Annotated in this window: 18 protein-coding genes; 6 read left to right on the forward strand and 12 right to left on the reverse strand. The window is 44.2% G+C overall.

Annotated features, from left to right (window positions below; genetic code table 11):
* Positions 1 to 16: 16 nt before the first annotated feature.
* The 3 genes from ACMXYW_RS12420 to ACMXYW_RS12430 form a co-directional block, all read right to left on the reverse strand.
* A complete protein-coding gene (locus ACMXYW_RS12420; RefSeq protein ID WP_415888976.1) occupies positions 17 to 499 on the reverse strand; it encodes a hypothetical protein in 483 nt (160 codons plus the stop codon).
* A gap of 82 nt (positions 500 to 581) precedes the next feature.
* Positions 582 to 3,044, reverse strand: a complete 2,463-nt coding sequence (locus ACMXYW_RS12425) for a putative bifunctional diguanylate cyclase/phosphodiesterase (RefSeq protein ID WP_415898962.1) — start codon at positions 3,042 to 3,044, stop codon at positions 582 to 584.
* A 202-nt stretch (positions 3,045 to 3,246) separates the two neighbouring features.
* Complete coding sequence (locus ACMXYW_RS12430) at positions 3,247 to 4,077, reverse strand: hypothetical protein (RefSeq protein WP_415904257.1); 831 nt, start codon at positions 4,075 to 4,077, stop codon at positions 3,247 to 3,249.
* A gap of 193 nt (positions 4,078 to 4,270) precedes the next feature.
* On the opposite strand from ACMXYW_RS12430, the gene ACMXYW_RS12435 reads away from it, so the two are divergent.
* From ACMXYW_RS12435 to ansA, 3 genes are read left to right on the forward strand one after another with little or no spacing between them, the layout of a single operon-like run.
* The gene (locus tag ACMXYW_RS12435) at positions 4,271 to 5,914 is read left to right on the forward strand and encodes a FecR domain-containing protein (protein WP_415904258.1); all 1,644 of its coding nucleotides are present in this window, start codon (positions 4,271 to 4,273) and stop codon (positions 5,912 to 5,914) included.
* On the forward strand, positions 5,911 to 8,379 hold the full coding sequence (locus tag ACMXYW_RS12440; RefSeq protein ID WP_415898965.1) for an EAL domain-containing protein: 2,469 nt from the start codon (positions 5,911 to 5,913) through the stop codon (positions 8,377 to 8,379). The genes ACMXYW_RS12435 and ACMXYW_RS12440 overlap by 4 nt, the downstream gene beginning before the upstream one ends.
* Positions 8,380 to 8,439: 60 nt before the next feature.
* The gene (gene ansA / locus ACMXYW_RS12445; protein ID WP_415898966.1) at positions 8,440 to 9,456 is read left to right on the forward strand and encodes an asparaginase; all 1,017 of its coding nucleotides are present in this window, start codon (positions 8,440 to 8,442) and stop codon (positions 9,454 to 9,456) included.
* 3 nt (positions 9,457 to 9,459) lie between these two features.
* Here the strand turns inward: ansA and ACMXYW_RS12450 are convergent, their stop codons facing one another.
* Both ACMXYW_RS12450 and ACMXYW_RS12455 read right to left on the reverse strand, forming a co-directional pair.
* On the reverse strand, positions 9,460 to 9,864 hold the full coding sequence (locus ACMXYW_RS12450) for a phnA protein (RefSeq protein ID WP_415898967.1): 405 nt from the start codon (positions 9,862 to 9,864) through the stop codon (positions 9,460 to 9,462).
* A 190-nt stretch (positions 9,865 to 10,054) separates the two neighbouring features.
* Positions 10,055 to 10,528 carry a hypothetical protein gene (locus ACMXYW_RS12455; RefSeq protein WP_415882066.1) on the reverse strand — a complete coding sequence of 158 codons (474 nt, stop codon included), beginning with the start codon at positions 10,526 to 10,528 and terminating at the stop codon, positions 10,055 to 10,057.
* A 169-nt stretch (positions 10,529 to 10,697) separates the two neighbouring features.
* Between ACMXYW_RS12455 and purT the strand changes: the two genes are divergently transcribed.
* Complete coding sequence (gene purT / locus ACMXYW_RS12460; protein ID WP_415898968.1) at positions 10,698 to 11,879, forward strand: formate-dependent phosphoribosylglycinamide formyltransferase; 1,182 nt, start codon at positions 10,698 to 10,700, stop codon at positions 11,877 to 11,879.
* A 114-nt stretch (positions 11,880 to 11,993) separates the two neighbouring features.
* A complete protein-coding gene (locus tag ACMXYW_RS12465) occupies positions 11,994 to 12,194 on the forward strand; it encodes a transcriptional regulator (protein WP_415898969.1) in 201 nt (66 codons plus the stop codon).
* A gap of 15 nt (positions 12,195 to 12,209) precedes the next feature.
* Here ACMXYW_RS12465 and ACMXYW_RS12470 read toward each other — a convergent pair whose 3' ends face one another.
* From ACMXYW_RS12470 to ACMXYW_RS12495, 6 genes are all read right to left on the reverse strand, one after another.
* On the reverse strand, positions 12,210 to 13,142 hold the full coding sequence (locus ACMXYW_RS12470; RefSeq protein WP_415904259.1) for a nucleoside recognition family protein: 933 nt from the start codon (positions 13,140 to 13,142) through the stop codon (positions 12,210 to 12,212).
* A 103-nt stretch (positions 13,143 to 13,245) separates the two neighbouring features.
* Positions 13,246 to 13,791, reverse strand: coding sequence for a DUF3299 domain-containing protein (locus tag ACMXYW_RS12475; RefSeq protein ID WP_415904260.1), 546 nt, complete (start codon positions 13,789 to 13,791; stop codon positions 13,246 to 13,248).
* 11 nt (positions 13,792 to 13,802) lie between these two features.
* Positions 13,803 to 15,062 (reverse strand): ABC transporter permease, encoded by a 1,260-nt coding sequence (locus ACMXYW_RS12480; protein WP_415904261.1) that lies wholly within the window; start codon positions 15,060 to 15,062, stop codon positions 13,803 to 13,805.
* Positions 15,059 to 15,760, reverse strand: coding sequence for an ABC transporter ATP-binding protein (locus tag ACMXYW_RS12485; RefSeq protein WP_415904262.1), 702 nt, complete (start codon positions 15,758 to 15,760; stop codon positions 15,059 to 15,061). Before ACMXYW_RS12485 ends, ACMXYW_RS12480 begins: the two co-directional genes overlap by 4 nt.
* A 13-nt stretch (positions 15,761 to 15,773) precedes the next feature.
* The gene (locus ACMXYW_RS12490; protein WP_415904263.1) at positions 15,774 to 16,487 is read right to left on the reverse strand and encodes a ZrgA family zinc uptake protein; all 714 of its coding nucleotides are present in this window, start codon (positions 16,485 to 16,487) and stop codon (positions 15,774 to 15,776) included.
* Between the two features lie 77 nt (positions 16,488 to 16,564).
* Positions 16,565 to 17,995 (reverse strand): PLP-dependent aminotransferase family protein, encoded by a 1,431-nt coding sequence (locus ACMXYW_RS12495; protein ID WP_415904264.1) that lies wholly within the window; start codon positions 17,993 to 17,995, stop codon positions 16,565 to 16,567.
* Positions 17,996 to 18,104: 109 nt separating this feature from the next.
* Between ACMXYW_RS12495 and ccoG the strand changes: the two genes are divergently transcribed.
* On the forward strand, positions 18,105 to 19,511 hold the full coding sequence (gene ccoG / locus ACMXYW_RS12500) for a cytochrome c oxidase accessory protein CcoG (protein WP_415904265.1): 1,407 nt from the start codon (positions 18,105 to 18,107) through the stop codon (positions 19,509 to 19,511).
* A 157-nt stretch (positions 19,512 to 19,668) separates the two neighbouring features.
* Here the strand turns inward: ccoG and ACMXYW_RS12505 are convergent, their stop codons facing one another.
* Positions 19,669 to 19,905, reverse strand: coding sequence for a GIY-YIG nuclease family protein (locus ACMXYW_RS12505; RefSeq protein ID WP_415898977.1), 237 nt, complete (start codon positions 19,903 to 19,905; stop codon positions 19,669 to 19,671).
* Positions 19,906 to 20,109: the final 204 nt, after the last annotated feature.

The following is a 20,109-nucleotide window of genomic DNA, read 5'->3' on the forward strand; positions in this document are numbered from 1 at the left end:
AAAAAGGGTCAGGAAATTAATTTAAGAAAACAGCCTGTTGTAGGTGCAGCCTCGGCACACCGGAGAAACGACATCGTTCCCTAACAAAGGAATAGCCGTAAGAAAGCTTATATGCTGTTACCAGCAAGATACTGAACAGCACAACAACACCTGATAACAGGTATTGCAAGAAAAAGGTCATATCAGGAATGGCATCAGCAACCGGATCGACAACTGGATTGATACTCCAGTCACAACTTTTCGGCTGACCATCACAATGGGCTAAAGATGCATTTTTAGCAGGCTGATCAGACGACATACCCGTATGCATACTGTGATCTGAATGATTAGATCCGACTAAAGCTGCATTCGTCGATAAGCTGACAGAGGGTGTGCTATCCGATGAGGAACTAGCAAATAGATTGGTACAAACGCCAACGGAGCAATACAGCACAAAAAACAGCAAGCTAAACGCTGCTATCAATCTGCTCTTTTTGCTAATGGGGTAAGCCGTTTGCATTTAATATTCCAATCTCAATTTGGGGTCACTTTAACCTAAACAGGAGGATCATTCTATAGAGAGCAATTTAACTAAAAAGTTCCTAACCAAAATACTTACTCTCAATGGAGTCTTTCAGATAAGAGCTACGCAGACTTTTCGGTGGCTGAGGCCTTTCAATATAGAAACCTTGAAAAACATGACAACCGACTTTATTCGCCATGATTAGCTGCTCTTTAGTTTCTACGCCTTCTGCAATCACGCGAAGGTTATAAGCCTTAGCGATATTGATCACAGCTTCGACAATACATTGGCTTTTGCTGTTTTCACCCAACTCCTGAACAAAGGAGCGATCAATTTTCACTATATCTATAGGCAGATCCTTTAGATAGCTCAATGACGAGTAACCCGTGCCAAAATCATCTAGGGCGATTTTAATACCTAAATCTCGAATCTTTTGTAAGCGGCTAACAGCAAACTCAATATTTTCTACTGCAACTGTCTCAGTTATTTCCAAACAAATATTTTTAACATCAGCTCCAGCTTGGGTAATCGCCTCTTTCAACGCTGGAATCATGTCAGCTTGATAGAATTGCAACGGACTTATATTGATCGACAAGTACCAACCTTCTCGCCAAAAACCACTCTTTTTCCATTCCACTATCTGCCTAGAGCATTCCCCTATCAGCCAATTACTGACAGGAACAATCATGCCACTGACTTCTAGACTCGGAATAAACTCTATTGGTGGCACTAACCCACGCTCAGGATGCTGCCAACGGATCAATGCTTCAAAGCCAAATACTTCACCACTCACATCCACCAAAGGTTGAAAGTGAACACGGAACTCCTCTCTCTCTAACGCACAATGCAGCTGATTTTCCATATTTTGCTGCTTTTCCACAGCTGCCGTCATGGTGTGATGGTAAAAAGCATAACCATTTCGACCACTCTCTTTTGCATGATACATAGCGGTATCTGCAAAGCGCATAAGGTCATCAATTCCTTTGTCAGCAAGTGGATAAAGCACAATACCTATACTCGCGCCGATACGAAGCTGATGTTGTTTAACCTCTATAGGCTCAGCCAGCAGCTCTAACAGTTTTTCACAGACATGCTCGATGTCTTTAGTCACTTCATCTTCGTTGCCATCAAAAGACTGCAGCAGGATGACAAACTCATCTCCGCCTAATCGCGCGACCGTATCACTGGCTCGTACTTGTTTAGTCAAAATATCCGCTACCTTTTTCAGTAGCTGATCCCCGACACTGTGCCCTAAAGAGTCATTAATCGTTTTAAAGTGATCCAAATCGATAAATAACAAACCATTACATTTACCATTACGCTGACTATTCGCCAAAGAGAGCTCTAAACGGTCATTGAGCAGAGTACGATTAGGAAGCCCTGTCAGACTGTCATGGTTTGCCATATGGCTTATATGGTCCTGAACCATCTTCTGTTCAGAAATATCTGTCGCAGCAAACAACACGACAGGTTCGGAAAAATACTCAAACGGAGCGGCCTGCACAGTAAAGTGCATGGTTTTTCCACTTTTATGAGTCCAAGTAAAGTCACTAATTTCTGCTTCAGTTTGATGTACTTCAACACATCTACGAATCGATTCTAGCTCGGCAACCTCTTCGATATAGGGGTGGAGTTTTAATAAAGCATTGCCAGCGATTTCCTCTACAGGCATCTCATAGAATTCGGCAAACTGGCGATTTGCAAACAGAATATCACCACTTTTATTGATCGCCATGATCAACTGCGGCACCTGGTTGATTAGTTGAGCGAGACGAGCTTCACTCTTAGATAAAGCTTGATGACTCTCCTTAAGTTCATGCACTAAGTTGTGAACGGTAGAGATAAACTCATTACCGGCATGATTCAATAAGCCTAACTCAGTATCTTTATGAACCTCAGGGACATGTAGTTTTATCCCCTTCCTGTCGTCATTTAAGTCGACACTCGCGAACTGACTCGCCAACCTGGCCAAAGGTTTAGTTAATACAGCATGGAAAATCGCAATCAGGCAGATGGCAAGCAGTACATTACGCACTAGACCAGCAATAAAAATGGTTAAAGCGCGCTCAAAGAAAGGTTGAAACGCTTGGTCTTTATTGACGACGACCTGTAGCTTGCCAGGTGCAATATCGACAAAGCCAGGGGCTTGAAGATCAAGTGTATAGGTTTTATGGGCACTGGAGATTTTTTCCGTGAGCCACAGCGTAGATGATTTCTTTACAGGATCAGGGACCACCTGTGATGCCAGTACTTCGCCTAATTCATCCGAAATTTTGACCTCAGCAATAAACGAATATTGCATCAAACCAAAAACAACTTCTTTAGCGAGTGTATGGTCTAGAGTATGAACAGCACGGGTAGCAGGAGGTTTGCTGGCATTGAGGATTTTATGGATAGTTTGGTCAAACTGGCTATCTTGCAGATGGAAATCTTCCAACACTTGCGCAGTCGTCAAAACTAAGCCAATGACAAACGCCATAATGACTGAATATTTGGCCAGCCTAAAAGCTAATCTTTGTTTAACTTTGAAAACTTCTGTCATCCAGATTCCACTGTCTTAACTCTTGCCAGTGAACAAACTCCCTTAATTAGCCATTATCAGCTTAAGAGCCCTCACTTCAGCATAGAATAGATATACTGCTTTAACGTCTTTTTTTATGTTTTTGACGCACTTCTAAACAAGACTGTATAAGACTCGGATCGCGCTCAAACATCCATGGATGCGTAAGACTTAGGAACAGACTTCAAATTTCAATGTTGTGATTTAGTAACTTCCTAGTTAATGCTTCATCTAACTGTAATAAATCTTCATCCTGGATTTCAATACAAGCACAATTATTTGCTTTTAGAAGCTCTTTTTTACGCATCTTAGCAGATAGCTCAGTAGCTGTTACCTGATCTCCCCAATATTCGACATAAAGATGATGCTGAGGCAGATAGAAATCAGCATAAAGCGTTTCAGGAAACGGCAGACGGCGCTTATAAGCATGTGCTAATCCAGAGAAATATAGCCAATTATCAATTAAACGCTCAGCTTCATTTGCAACTTGATGACCATCACAACAGCGAAGCTCTATATCATTTAAACCCGTCTGAACTTCTTCGACCCAATCGATCAACACTTCATGATCTAGAGTTGAATCAGACCATAAAACATAAGGTACACCCGTGGATCTGTTTTCCCGTTGATGAGCACCATTTTTTTCACCTAACGAAGTTACTTGCCAACCTTTTTTATTAGCGCGAATCCAAGCCATCTCTTGAAGAACCTGCTCCATGGCAATACGACTCAGTGAAAAGTGCTTACTTAATTGGGAGAGGCTGAGTAAACCAGCATCGGGACTGGATAACGCTTTATGCTCCGCAACCTCCCTTGGCCATATAATGTATCGACCAAATTTCTGACTTTCACGATACTTACCACCTTCAAACTCACCCTTAGTCGTTAGTTTCCACGCCTCATTTTGACGCTCAATCCATCCTAAGGTTTCTAACTCAGCAAACATCTGCTTCGTTGTTTTCTTGAGTGCCTTAGCTAAGGCTGAAGTCGATAAAGTTTCAAGTATTTCAGACATTCGGTTATCCCAACCAAGTTTAAAAGCTAGCATGAGTAATCATTATGACAGTAAAAGCACTCTAAAATCGCTTTATCACTTATACTTTTCAATAAGCTAAAAGGATGTAACCCAAACTTAATCCCTGACTAAATTAAATTCTGTTCTAATCTAGATCAGAGTTTGCGATCAAAATAATCAAAGGAAACTGATTATGGCTACTGATTCCCCTATCCAATTATTTCGCACCTTAGCTATGTCATGCCTTCTATTAGTAGCACCTACCGCTTTGGCTCAAGAATGGGTCTATTCAGTCGTAGAAGGGGATACTCTGTCAGAGTTTAGCCAAAAACATCTCTACAAAACCTCCTATTGGAAGCAGCTCCAAAAAATTAACAATATTGCTGACCCTAAACGTATCCCTGAAAACACTAAACTTAGGGTGCCTCTAGCGTGGATAAAGTCTGATCCTACCTCTGCCGTTGCGGTAGCAATTGAAGGGGATGCCCAAATAATCAAGCATACTGACAATAGCCAAGAGGTATTGACACTGAAATCAAAGTTTAACTTGGGCGATCAGCTTCAAACGGGTAAGCAAGCGAGCGTCATTGTCCGTTTCGCAGATGGTAGTGAGATGCTTGTGTTACAAAACTCACGAGTTAGTTTTAATCACCTACGCCAATACGGTACAACAGGTATGGTCGATTCTCGAGTTCAACTGATCTCGGGGGAAATAGAAACCGTGGCACAACCACAAAAAGGTGATGGTGCACGTCTAGAGATCCATACCCCTGCAGCTATTTCGGCCGTCAGAGGTACTGAATTCCGTACAGCCTATTCAGCTGATAGCGATACGGCACGTATCGAAGTGCTTGAGGGCGGAGTTGCGGTAAAAGGCGCTAAAAGAACACGTATAGTAAGGTCTGGCTTTGGTACAACCGTTGAAAAAAACCAAGCGCCCAAAGTACCCAAGAAGCTACAACCGGCACCAACGCTACTAGAGCTCCCCGAGGAAATTCAGCAAATTGGTTACGAAGTTCGCTGGAACGAAAATTCAAAAGCAGCCAACTACCGCGCGCAGCTTTCAAAATCAGACCAGATGACAACGATTTTATGGGATAGTCATAGCCCTCGTAACCGGATCAATCTGCCAGACCTCGCAGACAATACTTATTACCTGCAAGTTAGAGCCATCGATCATGATGGCATTGAAGGCTTCGCTACCAATCAAGCAATCATTCTGAATGCACGTCCACAACCGCCATTCCCTATGGCGCCAGCGAATAAAGCAACGCTTAGAGGCCAAACGCCTTTATTAGAGTGGACCCGTTCCAGTGATGCCGAAAACTATATAGTAGAGATAGCAACTGACGCTAACTTCCAAAATATTGTTACATCTGATTCAGGCCTAACCACACCCAACCTAAACCTAACAGGCTTGGCCGAATCACAAACCTATTTTTGGCGTTTGGCAAGCGTTGATAGTAAAGGTGAACAAGGCCCGTACAGCGATACCCGGGTATTTGATGTTAAGCCTATACCGGCTACACCCCAGCCAGAGCTAGAACAAGATGAACAAGAAGTAAAACTGTCATGGGCATCCAGCAAATACGAACAAACATATCAGGTGCAAATTGCCCGCGATCGTAAATTTGCAACTATCCTTACAGATACAACCGTGGCAGAACCAGAAATAGCTATTCCTCGGCCCGAAGGTTATCGCTACATCCGAGTAAGGGCATTGGCCGATGATGGCTATGCAGGTGCCTGGGGTGTAACTCAGGAGCTTACCCCTCCTCCGAGTGATAGTTGGGTTTATGTATTTGGATCATTTGTATTGACCATCTTGTTGTTATGATTAAACGCCGATTACAACAATTAATCATTCTGGGATTACTCTTTCTCAGTATTGTGATCGGCTATAATAGCTCCCTACTCCAACGTGTTGACCTTATTGCTTACGACACCCTGATCTCTCAGGAATTAGATAATCCTCCTGAAAATATCGCAATCATTGCAATAGATGACGCGAGCTTATCGCAATTAGGACGCTGGCCTTGGAGTCGCAGTATCCACGCGGATATGCTTTCACAACTTACAGAAGCTAATACCTCAGCCGTTGCCTTTGATATTCTCTTTTCTGAAACAGACAGTCCAGAAGCCGATCAGGACTTTGCCCGAGCAATAGCCCAACATGGCCGCGTAATCTTGGCTATGGCGCCCGAAAAGACAGACAACCCAGAAGGCATCAAAGAGCTACTACCTATCCCAACTTTAGCTGCGCCCAGTGATGGCATTGGTCATGTAGACACCGAAATAGATTTGGATGGAATTAGTCGAAGAGTTTACCTTTACGCGGGTTTAGGTGATCCTCATTGGCCAACGTTGGGTCTAGCGCTCTATCAAAGCTCCCAAGAGGCACAAACCGATCTCCCCTTTAAGAAATCTGCGTCTCCGTCAGGTTCAGGCTGGCTTCGCCAGATCCCCTTTTTAATTCCATTTTATGGCCCCCCTGGAACCATCCAGCGCTATTCATACATCGATGTACTTAATGGCACGGTGGAACTAGATAAATTATCAGGAAAAACCGTGTTAGTGGGCGCCACCGCATCCGGTATGGGAGATGCGATAAGCACACCTGTATCCGGCCAACATCAGCGTATGCCTGGTGTTGAATTAAATGCCAATATTGCTGCGGCATTAATGGATAAACGCTTTTTATTTGAGCTTACGCCGACCGTTCATCTAATCATCACCTTAGGGCTGGCCCTGACCGTTTTACCTTTTATGTATCTGTTACCGCGTCGCTATTATCCGTTAAGCATCCTTTTTGCCATTGCAGTAACCGTTACGCTGACAATCACTTTATTTAATGAACTAAAACTCTGGTTCTCACCAACAGATGCACTAGCGCTACAAGCTCTCTTTTTTATGTTCTTGAGCTGGAAACGCTATAACGCCTCGCAGCGACAGATCACTAAGCTCAATAAAGAAGTTTATCAGCAACTGAATTTTGATCCGATTACTCACCTACCGAATCGAGAGATGATAAAAAGCCAGCTTGATACTGCTATCGGTGAAGCCCAAGTGGGTGAAATCATCGCCTTTCTGGTGATCCAACTGAGCGGGATTAAAGAGGTTAATAACCGCCTCAGCATCTCGGCAGGTGATAGCGCACTGAATATAGCGGCCCAGCAAATAAAAACCGCCGTGGGTTTCCATTATCCTGTTGCACGTTTAGGTGGGATTGAGTTTGCTGTGATGTTACCTAAGCAGACTGATCACAGTAATGCAGAGCAAATAGGCCGCCGTTTACTACAGTTGCTCCGTCTTCCTTGCCAACTAGAAGACCAGCATTTCTTCTTTAAACCTTCAATCGGCATTAGTTTGTATTCCCAAGACGGCAGCGAATGCGAACCGTTAATCAATAATGCCTACACGGCCATGCAGAAAGCCAAATCAAACCCTAAACGGGAACTCTGCTTTTATTCTACAAGCCTGAAACAACAAATCATCGACGAATCTTCGTTAGTTGCCGATCTCCATCAAGCCTTGAGCCAAGATCAATTTGAAGTTTATTACCAACCTCAAGTGTTGAGCTTGACCGGGCAAGTTATCGGCCTAGAAGCCCTATTACGCTGGAAACACCCAACGCGCGGACCTATTTCCCCAGCAGTATTTATACCAATCGCCGAGAAAAGCGGTTTGATCATCAACATTGGTGAATGGGTTATGGAGACCGCCTGTCGCCAAGCAGCCACATGGAATTGGCAAAATGACAAGCCGATACGCATCGCCGTCAACTTATCGGCTGTGCAGTTCCGTGACGAACAACTTATCGAAAAAATTGAACGTATACTGCAACAGACTCAGTTATCCCCAGATTTGCTAGAAGTAGAGCTAACAGAGTCAGCCTTGATGGATGATCATCAAGAAACCATCACGACTCTAACTCGCCTCAAAGCTATGGGCATACAAATCGCAATCGATGATTTCGGTACGGGCTACTCCTCCTTAAGCTATCTGAAACAGTTCCCGTTAGATCGCATCAAAATCGACCAAAGTTTTGTCCGCGATTTAGATGAAAGCGCTGAAAGCGCAGAGATAACCCAAGCAATTATCACTATGGCACGAAGTCTCAAACTTCAGATCATTGCGGAGGGTGTAGAAACTCAGCAACAACGAGGTTTCCTGCTAACCCAAACCTGTGATGAGCTACAAGGTTTTTACTTTAGTAAACCACTTCCTTCTCACGAAATATCCAAACTCATCAACCAATCTCGCTACCTCACCCCTGATGATAGAAGCCAAAAATCCGATTGAACCGCTTTTAATCTTCTACCGTTCAACGTATATATAACGGGTTAATTCTGGAGATTTAAAATGAGCCAAAACGTTCTACTCATCTACACTGGCGGCACAATCGGCATGCAAGCCTCTGATAAAGGCTATGTACCTATGGGTGGATTTGAGGATGTCATTCGCAGCAGACTGGCACATTCTCACCATTCAGCCCTGCCTGATTTTGAGATGATTGAACTCAATCCGCTCATCGATAGTGCTAACCTTGAACCATCACACTGGAACAAGATCGCTGATTTAGTTATCCAACACTATGATAAGTATGATGGTTTTATCGTCCTGCATGGCACTGACACCATGGCTTACAGTGCCTCTATGCTGTCATTTATGCTTCAAGGGTTAAACAAACCTGTGATATTTACAGGTTCGCAAATCCCTCTGTCTGAGTTACGTAATGATGCGCTAGATAATCTAATCACATCGATGATTTTGGCGGCATTTCATCCTGTAAATGAAGTTTGCATCTACTTTAGCGGAAGACTTTTACGCGGAAACCGCGCGAGTAAAGTGAAAGCAACTGGACTAGATGCCTTCGATAGCCCTAATTTCCCTTGGCTTGGTCAGATCGGTTTACATATTGAGTTACACAGCCGGCTTTTTATTCCTGCAGATAAAGAGAATTTTGTCTCACCAACTTTTGATCCTAAAGCGGTGTCTATCTTGCCGATCTATCCTGGCATCTGTGGACAACTAGCATCTAGCATTCTCGAAAGTGAAGGATTAAAAGCAATTATCCTTAGAAGCTATGGCGTTGGTAATCTGCCCGATAGCAACAAAGCGTTATTGAGTGCTTTACGTAAAGCTCACGAAAATGGGATTGTTATCGTTAATATCAGCCAATGCTTACAAGCGGATATTCTCCAAGGACAATATGCCTGCAGCGAAGCTTTAAATGAGATCGGTGTTATTTCTGGGGGAGAGATGACCTTAGAAGCAGCCTTCTGCAAGCTTCATTATCTGTTAGCAAACAAGTTATCTGCGGAAGATATTCGGAAACAGTTCCCTAACAGTCTGTGTGGTGAAATAGATACTGATTAGCAATTAGGGGATATCAATTTCCTCTAACCATGCTTGTTCATCAGGCTCTAAATATACCTGCTCAAGCAGTTCAACCGCCCAACGTTCCTGCTGAGCAATGTTTTGCAACATAGCAATCGCCATCACTTTTACAGCAGGTACAGGGCTCCAAATAGAACTATTAAGGCAGCGCCAGTGATTATTATCACGTATTTTAGGACGCTCAATCTGTTGCGTGCAAACATCACAAATCATGATGCAATGTTCAAAGTTTGGCTCCGTCAAAATAGGAGGCACCTCAAATATGCCTAATTTAACGCCTTGGGCATTACATAATTCACAATGAGAACTGCAACGGCGCACCAGATCTTTGCCAAATAACGATAAACCGTGATGTCTCTCCTGATATCGTGCGTGACCTCTGGACATAATACATCTCCTTCTCCTTCCCTATTTAAGAAATAGCATAAACGCTGCTATATGAAAGAAATCTAAAGAAATAATGGCGAGAGTCTCTGAGCCTTAAATAACAAGGGGCGATACCATGAACGGTATCGCCCCTTTCTGCCGGATGGATACTCCGACTAATCGGCCTTCTCAGGCAAAAGGTCTATCTATATCATGCAGCCTGTTGATGATCCCAGTGCAGGTGAATAATCTCGACTAACGCTTTAGGGCAATGCTGCCGTATCAACTTATGAGTTTCCGTCATTCGCTCTGCGGGAATATCCACCATGACTAGCACACCCCCTTGCTGTAAAGCATGCTTATACTTTGCCAACAAATGTACCGGAGTGTCTTCACCAACCAGCTTTCCGAGCCATCCTCCTAAACCTATTCCAAGGATGCTACTTATGACCACTGTGCCACCGCTGACTACTGAGCCAACCGGACCTAGCACTGTGGTTGCCACAAGGCCAGCTGCGAGGCCAAAACTGCCTCCTGCAACCATGCCCCAATCTAGATCATTTTCACGTTCAGTTGTTTCTATGTCGGTCGCGGCGCGCGCTGATATTTTCTCGATTAGAGATGCGTCTTCAGCAATAAAGTGAATAGATTCGTCTTCGATCCCAACCGCCAGAAAGTCAGCCACAACAGAATTTACTTGTGACACCGTAGGGGCGAGAAACACTAGCCTTCTCATAACCCTTAACCCTAGAAACAACACTTTTAGAGTATAGTTTATACCCTTTTTTCTGCTGGTGATTAGCGCGATTTGCACCGTATAATGCTTGAAATTTTTTCACGCAGAGGATTGGACAATGCTGCACATAGGGACCCCTTTATCAACTTCAGCTACCCGTGTATTAATGTGTGGTGGTGGCGAACTAGGTAAAGAAGTTGTCATCGAATTACAACGTTTGGGAGCGGAGGTTATCGTTGTAGATCGCTACCCAAATGCGCCAGGAATGCAGGTAGCTCATCGTAGCCACGTTATCTCCATGCTAGATGGCGAAGCACTTCGTAAAGTGATCGAAGAAGAGAAGCCAGATCTTATCGTTCCAGAGATCGAAGCGATCGCTACAGATACACTGGTTGAGCTAGAAAACGAAGGCTTCAAAGTAGTACCTACGGCTCGCGCTGCTCAACTGACGATGAACCGTGAAGGCATCCGTCGCCTAGCTGCTGAGGAGTTGGATATTCCAACATCTCCATACCAGTTTGCAGAAACCTACGAAGAATACAAAGACGCGATTACAAACGTAGGGATCCCATGTGTTGTCAAACCTATCATGAGCTCTTCTGGTAAAGGTCAAAGCACGATTAAATCAGAAGACGAAGTAGAAGCAGCTTGGCAATATGCTCAAGAAGGCGGTCGCGCTGGTAAAGGTAAAGTGATTGTCGAAGGCTTTGTCGATTTCGATTATGAGATCACGCTTTTGACTGTTCGCCACGATAGCCAAACAAGCTTCTGTGAACCCATTGGTCACGTTCAAGTGGGTGGTGATTACCGCCAGTCTTGGCAACCTCAAGAGATGAGCGACAAAGCGCTAGAAGTCTCTAAAGATATCGCAGAGAAAGTCACAGCAGCACTTGGCGGTCACGGCATCTTTGGTGTTGAGCTATTCATCAAGGGCGATCACGTTTACTTCAGCGAAGTATCACCTCGCCCACATGACACAGGCATGGTAACGATGATCTCTCAAGATCTATCCGAATTTGCGCTACATGCACGTGCAATTCTAGGTTTGCCAATCCCGAATATTCATTTCCACGGCCCTTCTGCATCCAGTGTTATTTTGGTTGAAGGTGAATCCAAACAAGCACGTTTTGGTAACCTTCAACAGGTACTTGCAGAACCTAACACTCAACTACGTTTATTCGGCAAGCCTGAAGTAACAGGCCAGCGCCGCATGGGTGTGGTATTAGCGCGAGACAACAGCGTGACAGAAGCTAAAGAGAAAGCGATTCGTGGTTCTACCGCGATGAATGTTGAGCTTTAATAGTTCAAACTTTCCTAATTCAGGCAGATATTCGTATCTGCCTGAATTTTATGGAACCTTTAGCGTTTCTGGATTACTAAGTACAAACGCTCAAAACTAATAAGGATAAGCGAAATGGCTGAACCAAAATGTCCAGAATGTATGGTAGAAGGTATTGAACACATTGTCTCTAAAGACAGTACCGAACAAGCCAAAGACAGCCATGCTTGGTTCCAAGTCGCTTATTGTGACAGCTGTGGACATATCTACGGCGTATTTGCAAAACACACCATTCCAGCAGGCAAGAAAGGTCCGCAACTTGTCCTGAACCGCTAAAAAAGTGGACCTGATTTAGAAAATAATCAGGTGCATGATTCCCCTAACTGTCATACCAAACAAACCACCGTATACGGCATATCTAATGACTTGCCCAATACGTTTGCCGGCAGCTGCAAAGATAGCGACACCGAGAACATCAAGTGGGTTAGTTGCAAAACCAGCCATACGGTTTAGCTCATTGATGGTGATTAAGCCCTGATTGACCAAATCGATCGTCACGCCCATAAAGGCCGTGCCACCAGCAATAAACTTAGTCACCAATGGAAGTACTGTGGCCTCAGGTAAACCTATCAAACCCAGCGCAGGCGCCAGTGCCGAGCTTAACAAACCAATCGCTCCAGTTACCTTTAAGATATTGACGAAGCAGATCGCTAAAATCAGCATCGGCAGCATATCGAGAACAAGCTTCATCCCCTCTTTACCGCCTTCACCCAGCAGTTGCATAACCGACTTTTTACTGCCAGCATCCGCTGCTATCTCAGTTTCTTGAGTATCTGGATCGGTCAGGTTTCGCGTTAAAAGGTAATAAGTAAAAGCTGCAGCGGCTAAGCCCCCCACAACAGAGGTAAGCAAGGTCACACCTAAATCCAAACCAACTGCGCTCAGCGGGAAAGTCGCATTGGCTTGCGACATCGCTAACACCATCGCTAATGTTGCTGCGATATAACGGCGGGAAGTACCATTTTTATCCATTAAGGTTAAGGTTGCTAAAGGCGCGATAAAGCTTACAAACAGTAGCTTCAACATCGCCAATACACCTAGACCTGGAATACCAAAGATGCGAGAAACCGGGGCCAACACATTAGAGATCCAGCAAAGTACACCTTTCGCCTCTAATAGCTTCATGAGTGACAGCATCACAACCATGATAGGCAGTAGGATATACAGCCCCATATCTAAACCAGAACGGCCAGATTCAAGAATTAGCTCAACAATTTGATCCACAGGGGCAAGGTCTCTGAAAAGTGGTTAGGCCGGGAATTTTACCTAGCCCTTACCCCTTAAACCAGCTATTCCTAATATTTTTTGTCAATTGGTAAGACCAATATCAAAGATCGTAAGGTTCGATCTGGAAAGCTTCCATGATATAACCCGAAGTAGCCATATCATTGCTGACGGTCTCAGTATTAATACGCCCAGTTACCCAAACGGCATCATAGAGATTTTCAACATGAGTGCCCGGCTCAAAATTGACGTGGATGATTTGGTTCGACGGTGGTGGTGGAACATGAATACAAGCTCCAAAATAAGGCACCAAAAAGAAGGTCGTTACGGTTTGGCCTTCAGATTCTAAAGGTACAACATAACCAGGAATCCTGATCATTTTTCCATCGACCTCAGGAACGATTGGAGCAGACTGCATCGCAGCCATCATCTGATCCAACAACTCCTGCGCTTTGGGATCAAAATCATCGATCATGGCCATCTCATCAGTGATACCCAAAAGCTCATCTAACGAGAAGTCTGCAGGCATTAACTGCTCCCACTCAACCTCTTCTACTTTTTCACCATTTAGCATATTTGCCGCAACAACATTACTTAACGCCAACAAAATCAGGCTAAATAGCCAAACGGGGAATCGCCCAATGAGCATTACACTCTCCACTAAATTTTAACTGCTACACCATCCGCTAAGGATTGTTTGTACGCTCGATATCCAGGTACAGCACCAACCACTGTGCCAGATACCAATAGCACAGCAATGAGCTGCCATTGCCATAAGGTAGGCCCAGTAATACTTAACCAAACACCAAATTCTGTCTGGAGCCAAGGTGCTAATAATAGCAAGTTTAAGTACAACAAGAGCATTCCCAATATAATACTGATCGCTGTAACGAGAAAAGATTCCAAAATTAGTAAAGATAATATCTGCCAGAGACGCGCACCCACCGAACGAAGAATAGCTATCTCCCTGCGTCTCTCATTAAGGCTGGCTAACAGCAAGGTCATCAAACCTAGCATGCTGGATATGATCACAAGGCCAGACACCACCAGCAAAGCTTGTTCTGCCAAAGAGAACATCTGCCATAAAGACTGTAATGCCAACCCGGGAATAATCGCTTGTAATGGTTCTTTTGGGTATTGATTGATAGATCTTTGCAGGTGGAAAGTAGAAAAGCGGGATGTTAGCCCGAGCATAAACGCCGTGATCTGCTTTGGCTGTAGCTTGCTGAGTTGCTCTTCCCTGTAAGCCCCGCCAGATCCGGGTATTTGCACCCCTGCTTTCCAATCGATATGAATCGCTTCAATAGCCGCTAGACTCACGTGCAGTGTTTGATCTACAGGGGTCCCTGTAGGCTCAAGAATACCAACGACTTTAAAAGGCTTATCATCATGCTCAACAAGAGAGGCGTTACCGCGACCATGAGCGATCACAACAGAATCACCTAACTTGTATTGCAGTTTCTCGGCGACATCAGAGCCAATGACAACATCAAACACGCCTTCAAACTCTTTGCCTTGCTCCAAAGCTAAAGGTTGTTTTTTGCCGTAACGAAAGTACTTAAAGTAATCAGATGAAGTTCCTAATACTGGGTACCCACGATGGGAATCACCCAATGAAAAAGGAATGCTCCAAGCAACCTTTGAATGACGACTAATCGCCTGATAGCTACTCCACGAGAGATTATTGGTAGCATCGCCTAAGCGGAACACCGAATAGAGCAATAAGTTGATGGAACCACCTTTCGCCCCAACAATCAGGTCGGTACCAGATACAGTGGAGGAGAAACTGCTTTTAGTTTGAGTCCTCAGCGTGTCTACCGCCATAACCAGCATGATACTTACGCTGAGCGACAAGACAGTGAGTAGGATAGTACTCTTACGATTAAGTAAGCTCTGCCAAGTTAAACGAAATAAGATCACAACGTGAAGCCCCCATCAGTACTAGGAACTAATCGTTCAACCCTCGAGAAGTACTGCTCTAAGTTTGGATCGTGACTTACCATCATCAAGGCAGCTCCAACCGATTCACACTGCTTACATAAAAGCTGCATAAACATATCTCTATGTTCAGTATCTAAAGCAGAGGTTGGTTCATCCGCAATAATCAGCTCAGGCGAGCCAAGCATCGCCCTAGCCACAGCCACACGTTGCTGTTGACCTGTTGAAAGCGCTAGCACCTTGCGTCCTTTGGTAAGGCTATCGCCCAACCCCAATTCCTGCAGAAGATAGTTAGCACCTTCGCTAACGCTGCCGTACTTTTCTTCGGCTCTCGTTTTACGAGAAGCTGAGAAATGGCAGGGCAACGTGACATTGTCGATCAGATCAAGATGAGGTAACAGATTAAACTGTTGAAATATAAAACCTATGTGGTCGGCACGAAAACGGTCCATCTTCCGAGAAGTAAAAGTGCTCACATCTTGCTCTAGTATTTTGATAGAACCAGAAGATGGAGCAATCATACCACCCAACAGATTGAGCAATGTACTCTTACCACTTCCTGAAGGGCCTTTAATAAAGACACTTTCGGCCTGCTTTAACTCAAAATAAGGAACCGTGATCCCGTGTGTATGACGGTTCCATCTAAAAGTTAAGGCATCAATTTCAACAGCACTTGGCATTTTGATTCCTTGATTAAAGCTCTAAGACCCTCTGCTTAGGCGTGAGTTCAACAGAGCGGATATCGGCACCATTTAGCACGTTTACTTTCACAGTTTCCATATGAGGGAAATGGCTAAAGAAATTTAATGTTACTGCATTTATTTTCGCAGGGTTAACACATTGGAAGTGATAATGCGCTGTAATGTTGCGATGCGTTTCTTCACCGTGATCATGATGCTTTTCATGGTCATGATGGTCTTCATGTTTATGATCGTGGTGATCAGAATGATCATGGTGACCATCATGCTTGTGATCGTGGTGATCAGAATGATCATGGTGACCATCATGCTTGTGATGGTCATCTTTATGACCATGGTGCTTATCATGATGAGCTGCATGGTTATGATGTGCGTGCTCATCTTCCTCTTCACCGATCGTTACTTTAGTGTCATCAATAATACATAGCGCATCGTCTGGAAATTTAACGCGAGCATAAGCATCTTTTAGCTGCTTAGTGGCACTCTTAATTTTTTGTTTGTCTTCAGCACTGACCGCTTCGTGCTCAAAACCGGCAATGTTCATTAGAGGGGAACGTAGTTCCATCTCCGCAACGTTACCTTCAATAACAAAATTTAGCTCGGCAATACCATGAACATGAGCTTCATGTTGATGGCTTTCAGCCATAACAGAACTTGCTAACACGGCTGTAGATACCGCCGCTAAACGAAAAGCTTTATTTAAAATCATCTCTAAACCATCGGCACAGTTAAAGTTGTTATAACATAACAATATGCTATAGTTACTCAACTTAAATCCATGACCGTTTACTCGGTATTCTCATCCGTTTGAGTCTGTTTAATTAAGCAAGCTAAACGAATCAAAGCGCCGCGACGAGCCTCGTTCCAAGCATGTGCAAAACTTAAACGTAAACAATTACGATACTGATTTTGTGCTGTAAACAAATTACCTGGAGTGATTAATATGCCTTCACTTCGGGCTTTTAAATACACCGAAGTCAGATCGTAGCTGTCTTCCAATTCTACCCATAAGGTCAAACCACCTTGCGGTTGGCTCACTCTAATCACACCTAATTCGCCCCACTCCTGAGAGAGTAACTGAATAAGCTGATCTCTCTGCTGCTGCAAAAGCATCTTTTGCTTTTTCAGATGTTTCTCATAAGCACCCTCTTTGAGGAAATCGACCAAACCTTGTTGAGTAAATTTATTTAGGGCGAGAAGGTTCACCATTTTAAGGCGCATCAACTGCTTCTGTTCAGCTGCAATAATCCAACCCAAACGAAGCTCTCTTGAAACGGACTTAGAGTAAGAACCACATAGAATCACACGGTTTTCACGGTCCATACTTTTTAATGGTGGGACGCGCTGACCAAAGGCTAAGTCGCCGTAAATATCATCCTCAACCACAACAAAATCGTGTTTACTCGCCAAAGATAAAAGATGCTCACGCGCAGAGACCGACATCAAAGCGCCACTCGGCGTCGCAAATGACGGCGTCACTATGCAGGCTTTAATCTCCCACTCTTCTAACGCCTGTTCCAGCGCCTCTGTCGACATGCCAGTATGGGAAGAGACGGGGATTTCCAGCACTTTTAACCCCATGCTTTCGATAAGTTGTAACACGCCATAAAAGCCTGGTGATTCAACCGCAACAATGTCTCCAGGTTCACAGCTTAATTGCAAAGCCAACGAAAGCGCATGCTGACAGCCAGCGGTAATAGTGACGTCTGCGGCACTAAAGTGACATCCTGTTCGACGATAACGCTCCGAGAGGTGCTCTCTCAGCTCCAATAAGCCGGATGGTTCATCATAATATTGGTGGTCATTACATTTCTGTCGGCGTAACGCTCTGCCAATGCTTCGATTCAGCTCAGTAATACCCACCGGCATATCCATATAGCCTTGCTCTTGTGGAAAGATATCGAATGCAGCATTACGCTCCATAATGTCGCGAATAAGATCACTCATATCGACGAGTTGAGGCGCAACGGATAGTTCTGGGCGGGAGGGTGTAGGATGGGCTTTAGGCAAACTACAGACATAAAAGCCTGATTTAAAACGAGACTCGATCAAACCCGCCGCTTCCAAGCGTTGGTAAGCATGAATTACCGTGGCTTTAGATAAGCCCTGTTGTTCACACTGAACGCGGATCGAAGGTAGTTTACTCCCCGCGGGTAGATCGCCATTTTTTATCGAATCGGCTAATGCCTGCTCTAAATTTTGGTACAGAAAATCCATAATCCCTCCACAATCTGTACCTATTATAATTATTTTTTTTAAACCTGCCCCTATAATTTGCATTCCTGTACAGTTGTTCACAATCACCGATGAGCAAAGTGAGCACAACATGCAACAACAAGGTAACAGTGAGATTCCTATCACTATGATTCAGGAAGCTCCCCCTCTTCCCGGCAACGGAAAATTTCATGTTCGTCTAGTCGAAGGCTTCTATCAAAACCTTAGGCGCTTCACCAGCTGGCCAATGCTGGCACTCTTCTTTGGACTTGTATGGGTTCGTATTAATGGTGATCCACTGGTTTTATTTGACTTTGAAAGCCACCGTATTTTCCTTTTTGGTGCAGAATTTTCTTGGTACGACCTACCGGTATTAGCGGGTTTATTGATTGCTGGGGCCAGCCTGTTGTTTTTTATGGCCGTCGGCTGGGGGCGTATCTGGTGTGGCTTTGCCTGCCCTCAATCAATCTGGACTTGGATCTTTATCCGCATCGAAGATTGGACCGAAGGGCGCGCCGCGCTACGATCAAAATCTGAAGATAAATCCCTAACAGGCGTTCGACTGGTTCGACGCGTTCTGAAACATGGCCTTTGGCTCCTCGTTTCAGTCGCTACAGCGATTACGTTTAGCGGCTATTTCGTACCTATAGAACAGCTACTGCAATCGATCTTCAGCTTGGAAGCTTCGCTCTTTGTATTTACGTGGATTATCTCCATGGCACTGCTCACTTACTTCAATGCGGGGCTTGTCCGCGAAAAAGTATGTTTGCATATGTGCCCATACTCCCGCTTCCAAGGAGTGATGTTTGACGAGGATACACGTACCGTCGCTTATAACCCTCTACGCGGAGAGCCTCGTACTCACCTACGCGGTAAAGAGGAAAATCCTGGCGATTGTATCGACTGCGGTATCTGCGTTCAGGTTTGTCCTACTGGAATAGACATTCGAGATGGGTTACAAGCCGCATGTATCGATTGCGGTGCCTGTATTGATGCCTGTGATAACGTCATGACTAAGTTAGGTCGACCAACTGGACTCATTGAGTTTTATTCTGAAAAACAGCTACAAGCTATTGAGACGAATACACCGAAAGAAGCACCGCCGAAACAACCAATCCTGCGCCCAAGATTGATTGCTTATATGACCATTCTGATTATTACCGTATGGGGTGTTGTTTACGGTATGCATAACCGCACAGAGTTGTTAATTGAAGTAGCTAGGGAACGTGGTCAGCTTTACCAAGTGGTAGGTAATGAGGTCTGCAATAGTTACCAAATCGAGTTGGAATCCTTCTTGCCTGATTTGAAACAGCTCTCTGTTAGCGTTCAAGGTGTGGATAGCGATCAGCAGTTCAAACTTAAAGGTCCTGCAAAGATTGAATTAAACAAACAAAATGCGATCAAGATTTATCAAGTCTGTGCGGTACCGAGCAACTTAGATAAAAGCACGCAGATCCAGTTTAATTTTAGAAACGAGACTTTCTATACCTATAAAGCGAGTACTTTCCTTACTCCCTAATGTAGGACAACCTCTTCGATCATAATTAGGTGAATTTTAGGGTGCCTACCAACCCTACCCCACAGCGGTTGGTAGGATCTACAGTTCGAGAGGGCCTGATTATGATTTTCCCCAATTGCCGGTAATCACTGCCGGCAATTTTTTTATTTTGTTCAAACTACCCTTCAGCTAAACGTTCTTTTTTCTGACGTGACAGACGTTTGATTTCGTACTCGCGCTTAGATGCACTGGAACGATCAATATGTTCCTCTTGCCAATAAAGTGATACTGGCCTGCGTACCCTTGTGTATTTAGCCCCGCCCACCAGCTCGCCATTATGCTGGCGAATGCGACGTTCAAGATCTGTCGTGATACCTGTGTATAGGGTTTCATCCGCACAACTCAGAATATACACATACCAATTGCTCTCTTTATCCTTCAAAAATTCACTCTCACTCTAAACACATAACCTAAGCAGTATATTTTCCCCATGAGTTTCTTAAAACCAGAAAAGCATTCAAACACAAGACGGCTATAGGAAGCACCAATGTAAGTACCTACATACACTATAGATCCAATAATACCTAAGCTTTATTTTCCCTTTCTACATAAATTAAAA

The sequence above is a fragment of the Neptuniibacter sp. QD48_55 genome (assembly GCF_047778115.1).
Taxonomy (GTDB): Bacteria; Pseudomonadota; Gammaproteobacteria; order Pseudomonadales; family Balneatricaceae; genus Neptuniibacter.

Coding starts and splice junctions, on each gene's coding strand:
- ACMXYW_RS12420 (WP_415888976.1), bottom strand. CDS start 499: ATGCAAACGGCTTACCCCATTAGCAAAAAGAGCAGATTGATAGCAGCG.
- ACMXYW_RS12425 (WP_415898962.1), bottom strand. CDS start 3,044: ATGACAGAAGTTTTCAAAGTTAAACAAAGATTAGCTTTTAGGCTGGCC.
- ACMXYW_RS12430 (WP_415904257.1), bottom strand. CDS start 4,077: ATGTCTGAAATACTTGAAACTTTATCGACTTCAGCCTTAGCTAAGGCA.
- ACMXYW_RS12435 (WP_415904258.1), top strand. CDS start 4,271: ATGGCTACTGATTCCCCTATCCAATTATTTCGCACCTTAGCTATGTCA.
- ACMXYW_RS12440 (WP_415898965.1), top strand. CDS start 5,911: ATGATTAAACGCCGATTACAACAATTAATCATTCTGGGATTACTCTTT.
- ansA (WP_415898966.1), top strand. CDS start 8,440: ATGAGCCAAAACGTTCTACTCATCTACACTGGCGGCACAATCGGCATG.
- ACMXYW_RS12450 (WP_415898967.1), bottom strand. CDS start 9,864: ATGTCCAGAGGTCACGCACGATATCAGGAGAGACATCACGGTTTATCG.
- purT (WP_415898968.1), top strand. CDS start 10,698: ATGCTGCACATAGGGACCCCTTTATCAACTTCAGCTACCCGTGTATTA.
- ACMXYW_RS12465 (WP_415898969.1), top strand. CDS start 11,994: ATGGCTGAACCAAAATGTCCAGAATGTATGGTAGAAGGTATTGAACAC.
- ACMXYW_RS12475 (WP_415904260.1), bottom strand. CDS start 13,791: ATGCTCATTGGGCGATTCCCCGTTTGGCTATTTAGCCTGATTTTGTTG.
- ACMXYW_RS12485 (WP_415904262.1), bottom strand. CDS start 15,760: ATGCCAAGTGCTGTTGAAATTGATGCCTTAACTTTTAGATGGAACCGT.
- ACMXYW_RS12490 (WP_415904263.1), bottom strand. CDS start 16,487: ATGATTTTAAATAAAGCTTTTCGTTTAGCGGCGGTATCTACAGCCGTG.
- ACMXYW_RS12495 (WP_415904264.1), bottom strand. CDS start 17,995: ATGGATTTTCTGTACCAAAATTTAGAGCAGGCATTAGCCGATTCGATA.
- ccoG (WP_415904265.1), top strand. CDS start 18,105: ATGCAACAACAAGGTAACAGTGAGATTCCTATCACTATGATTCAGGAA.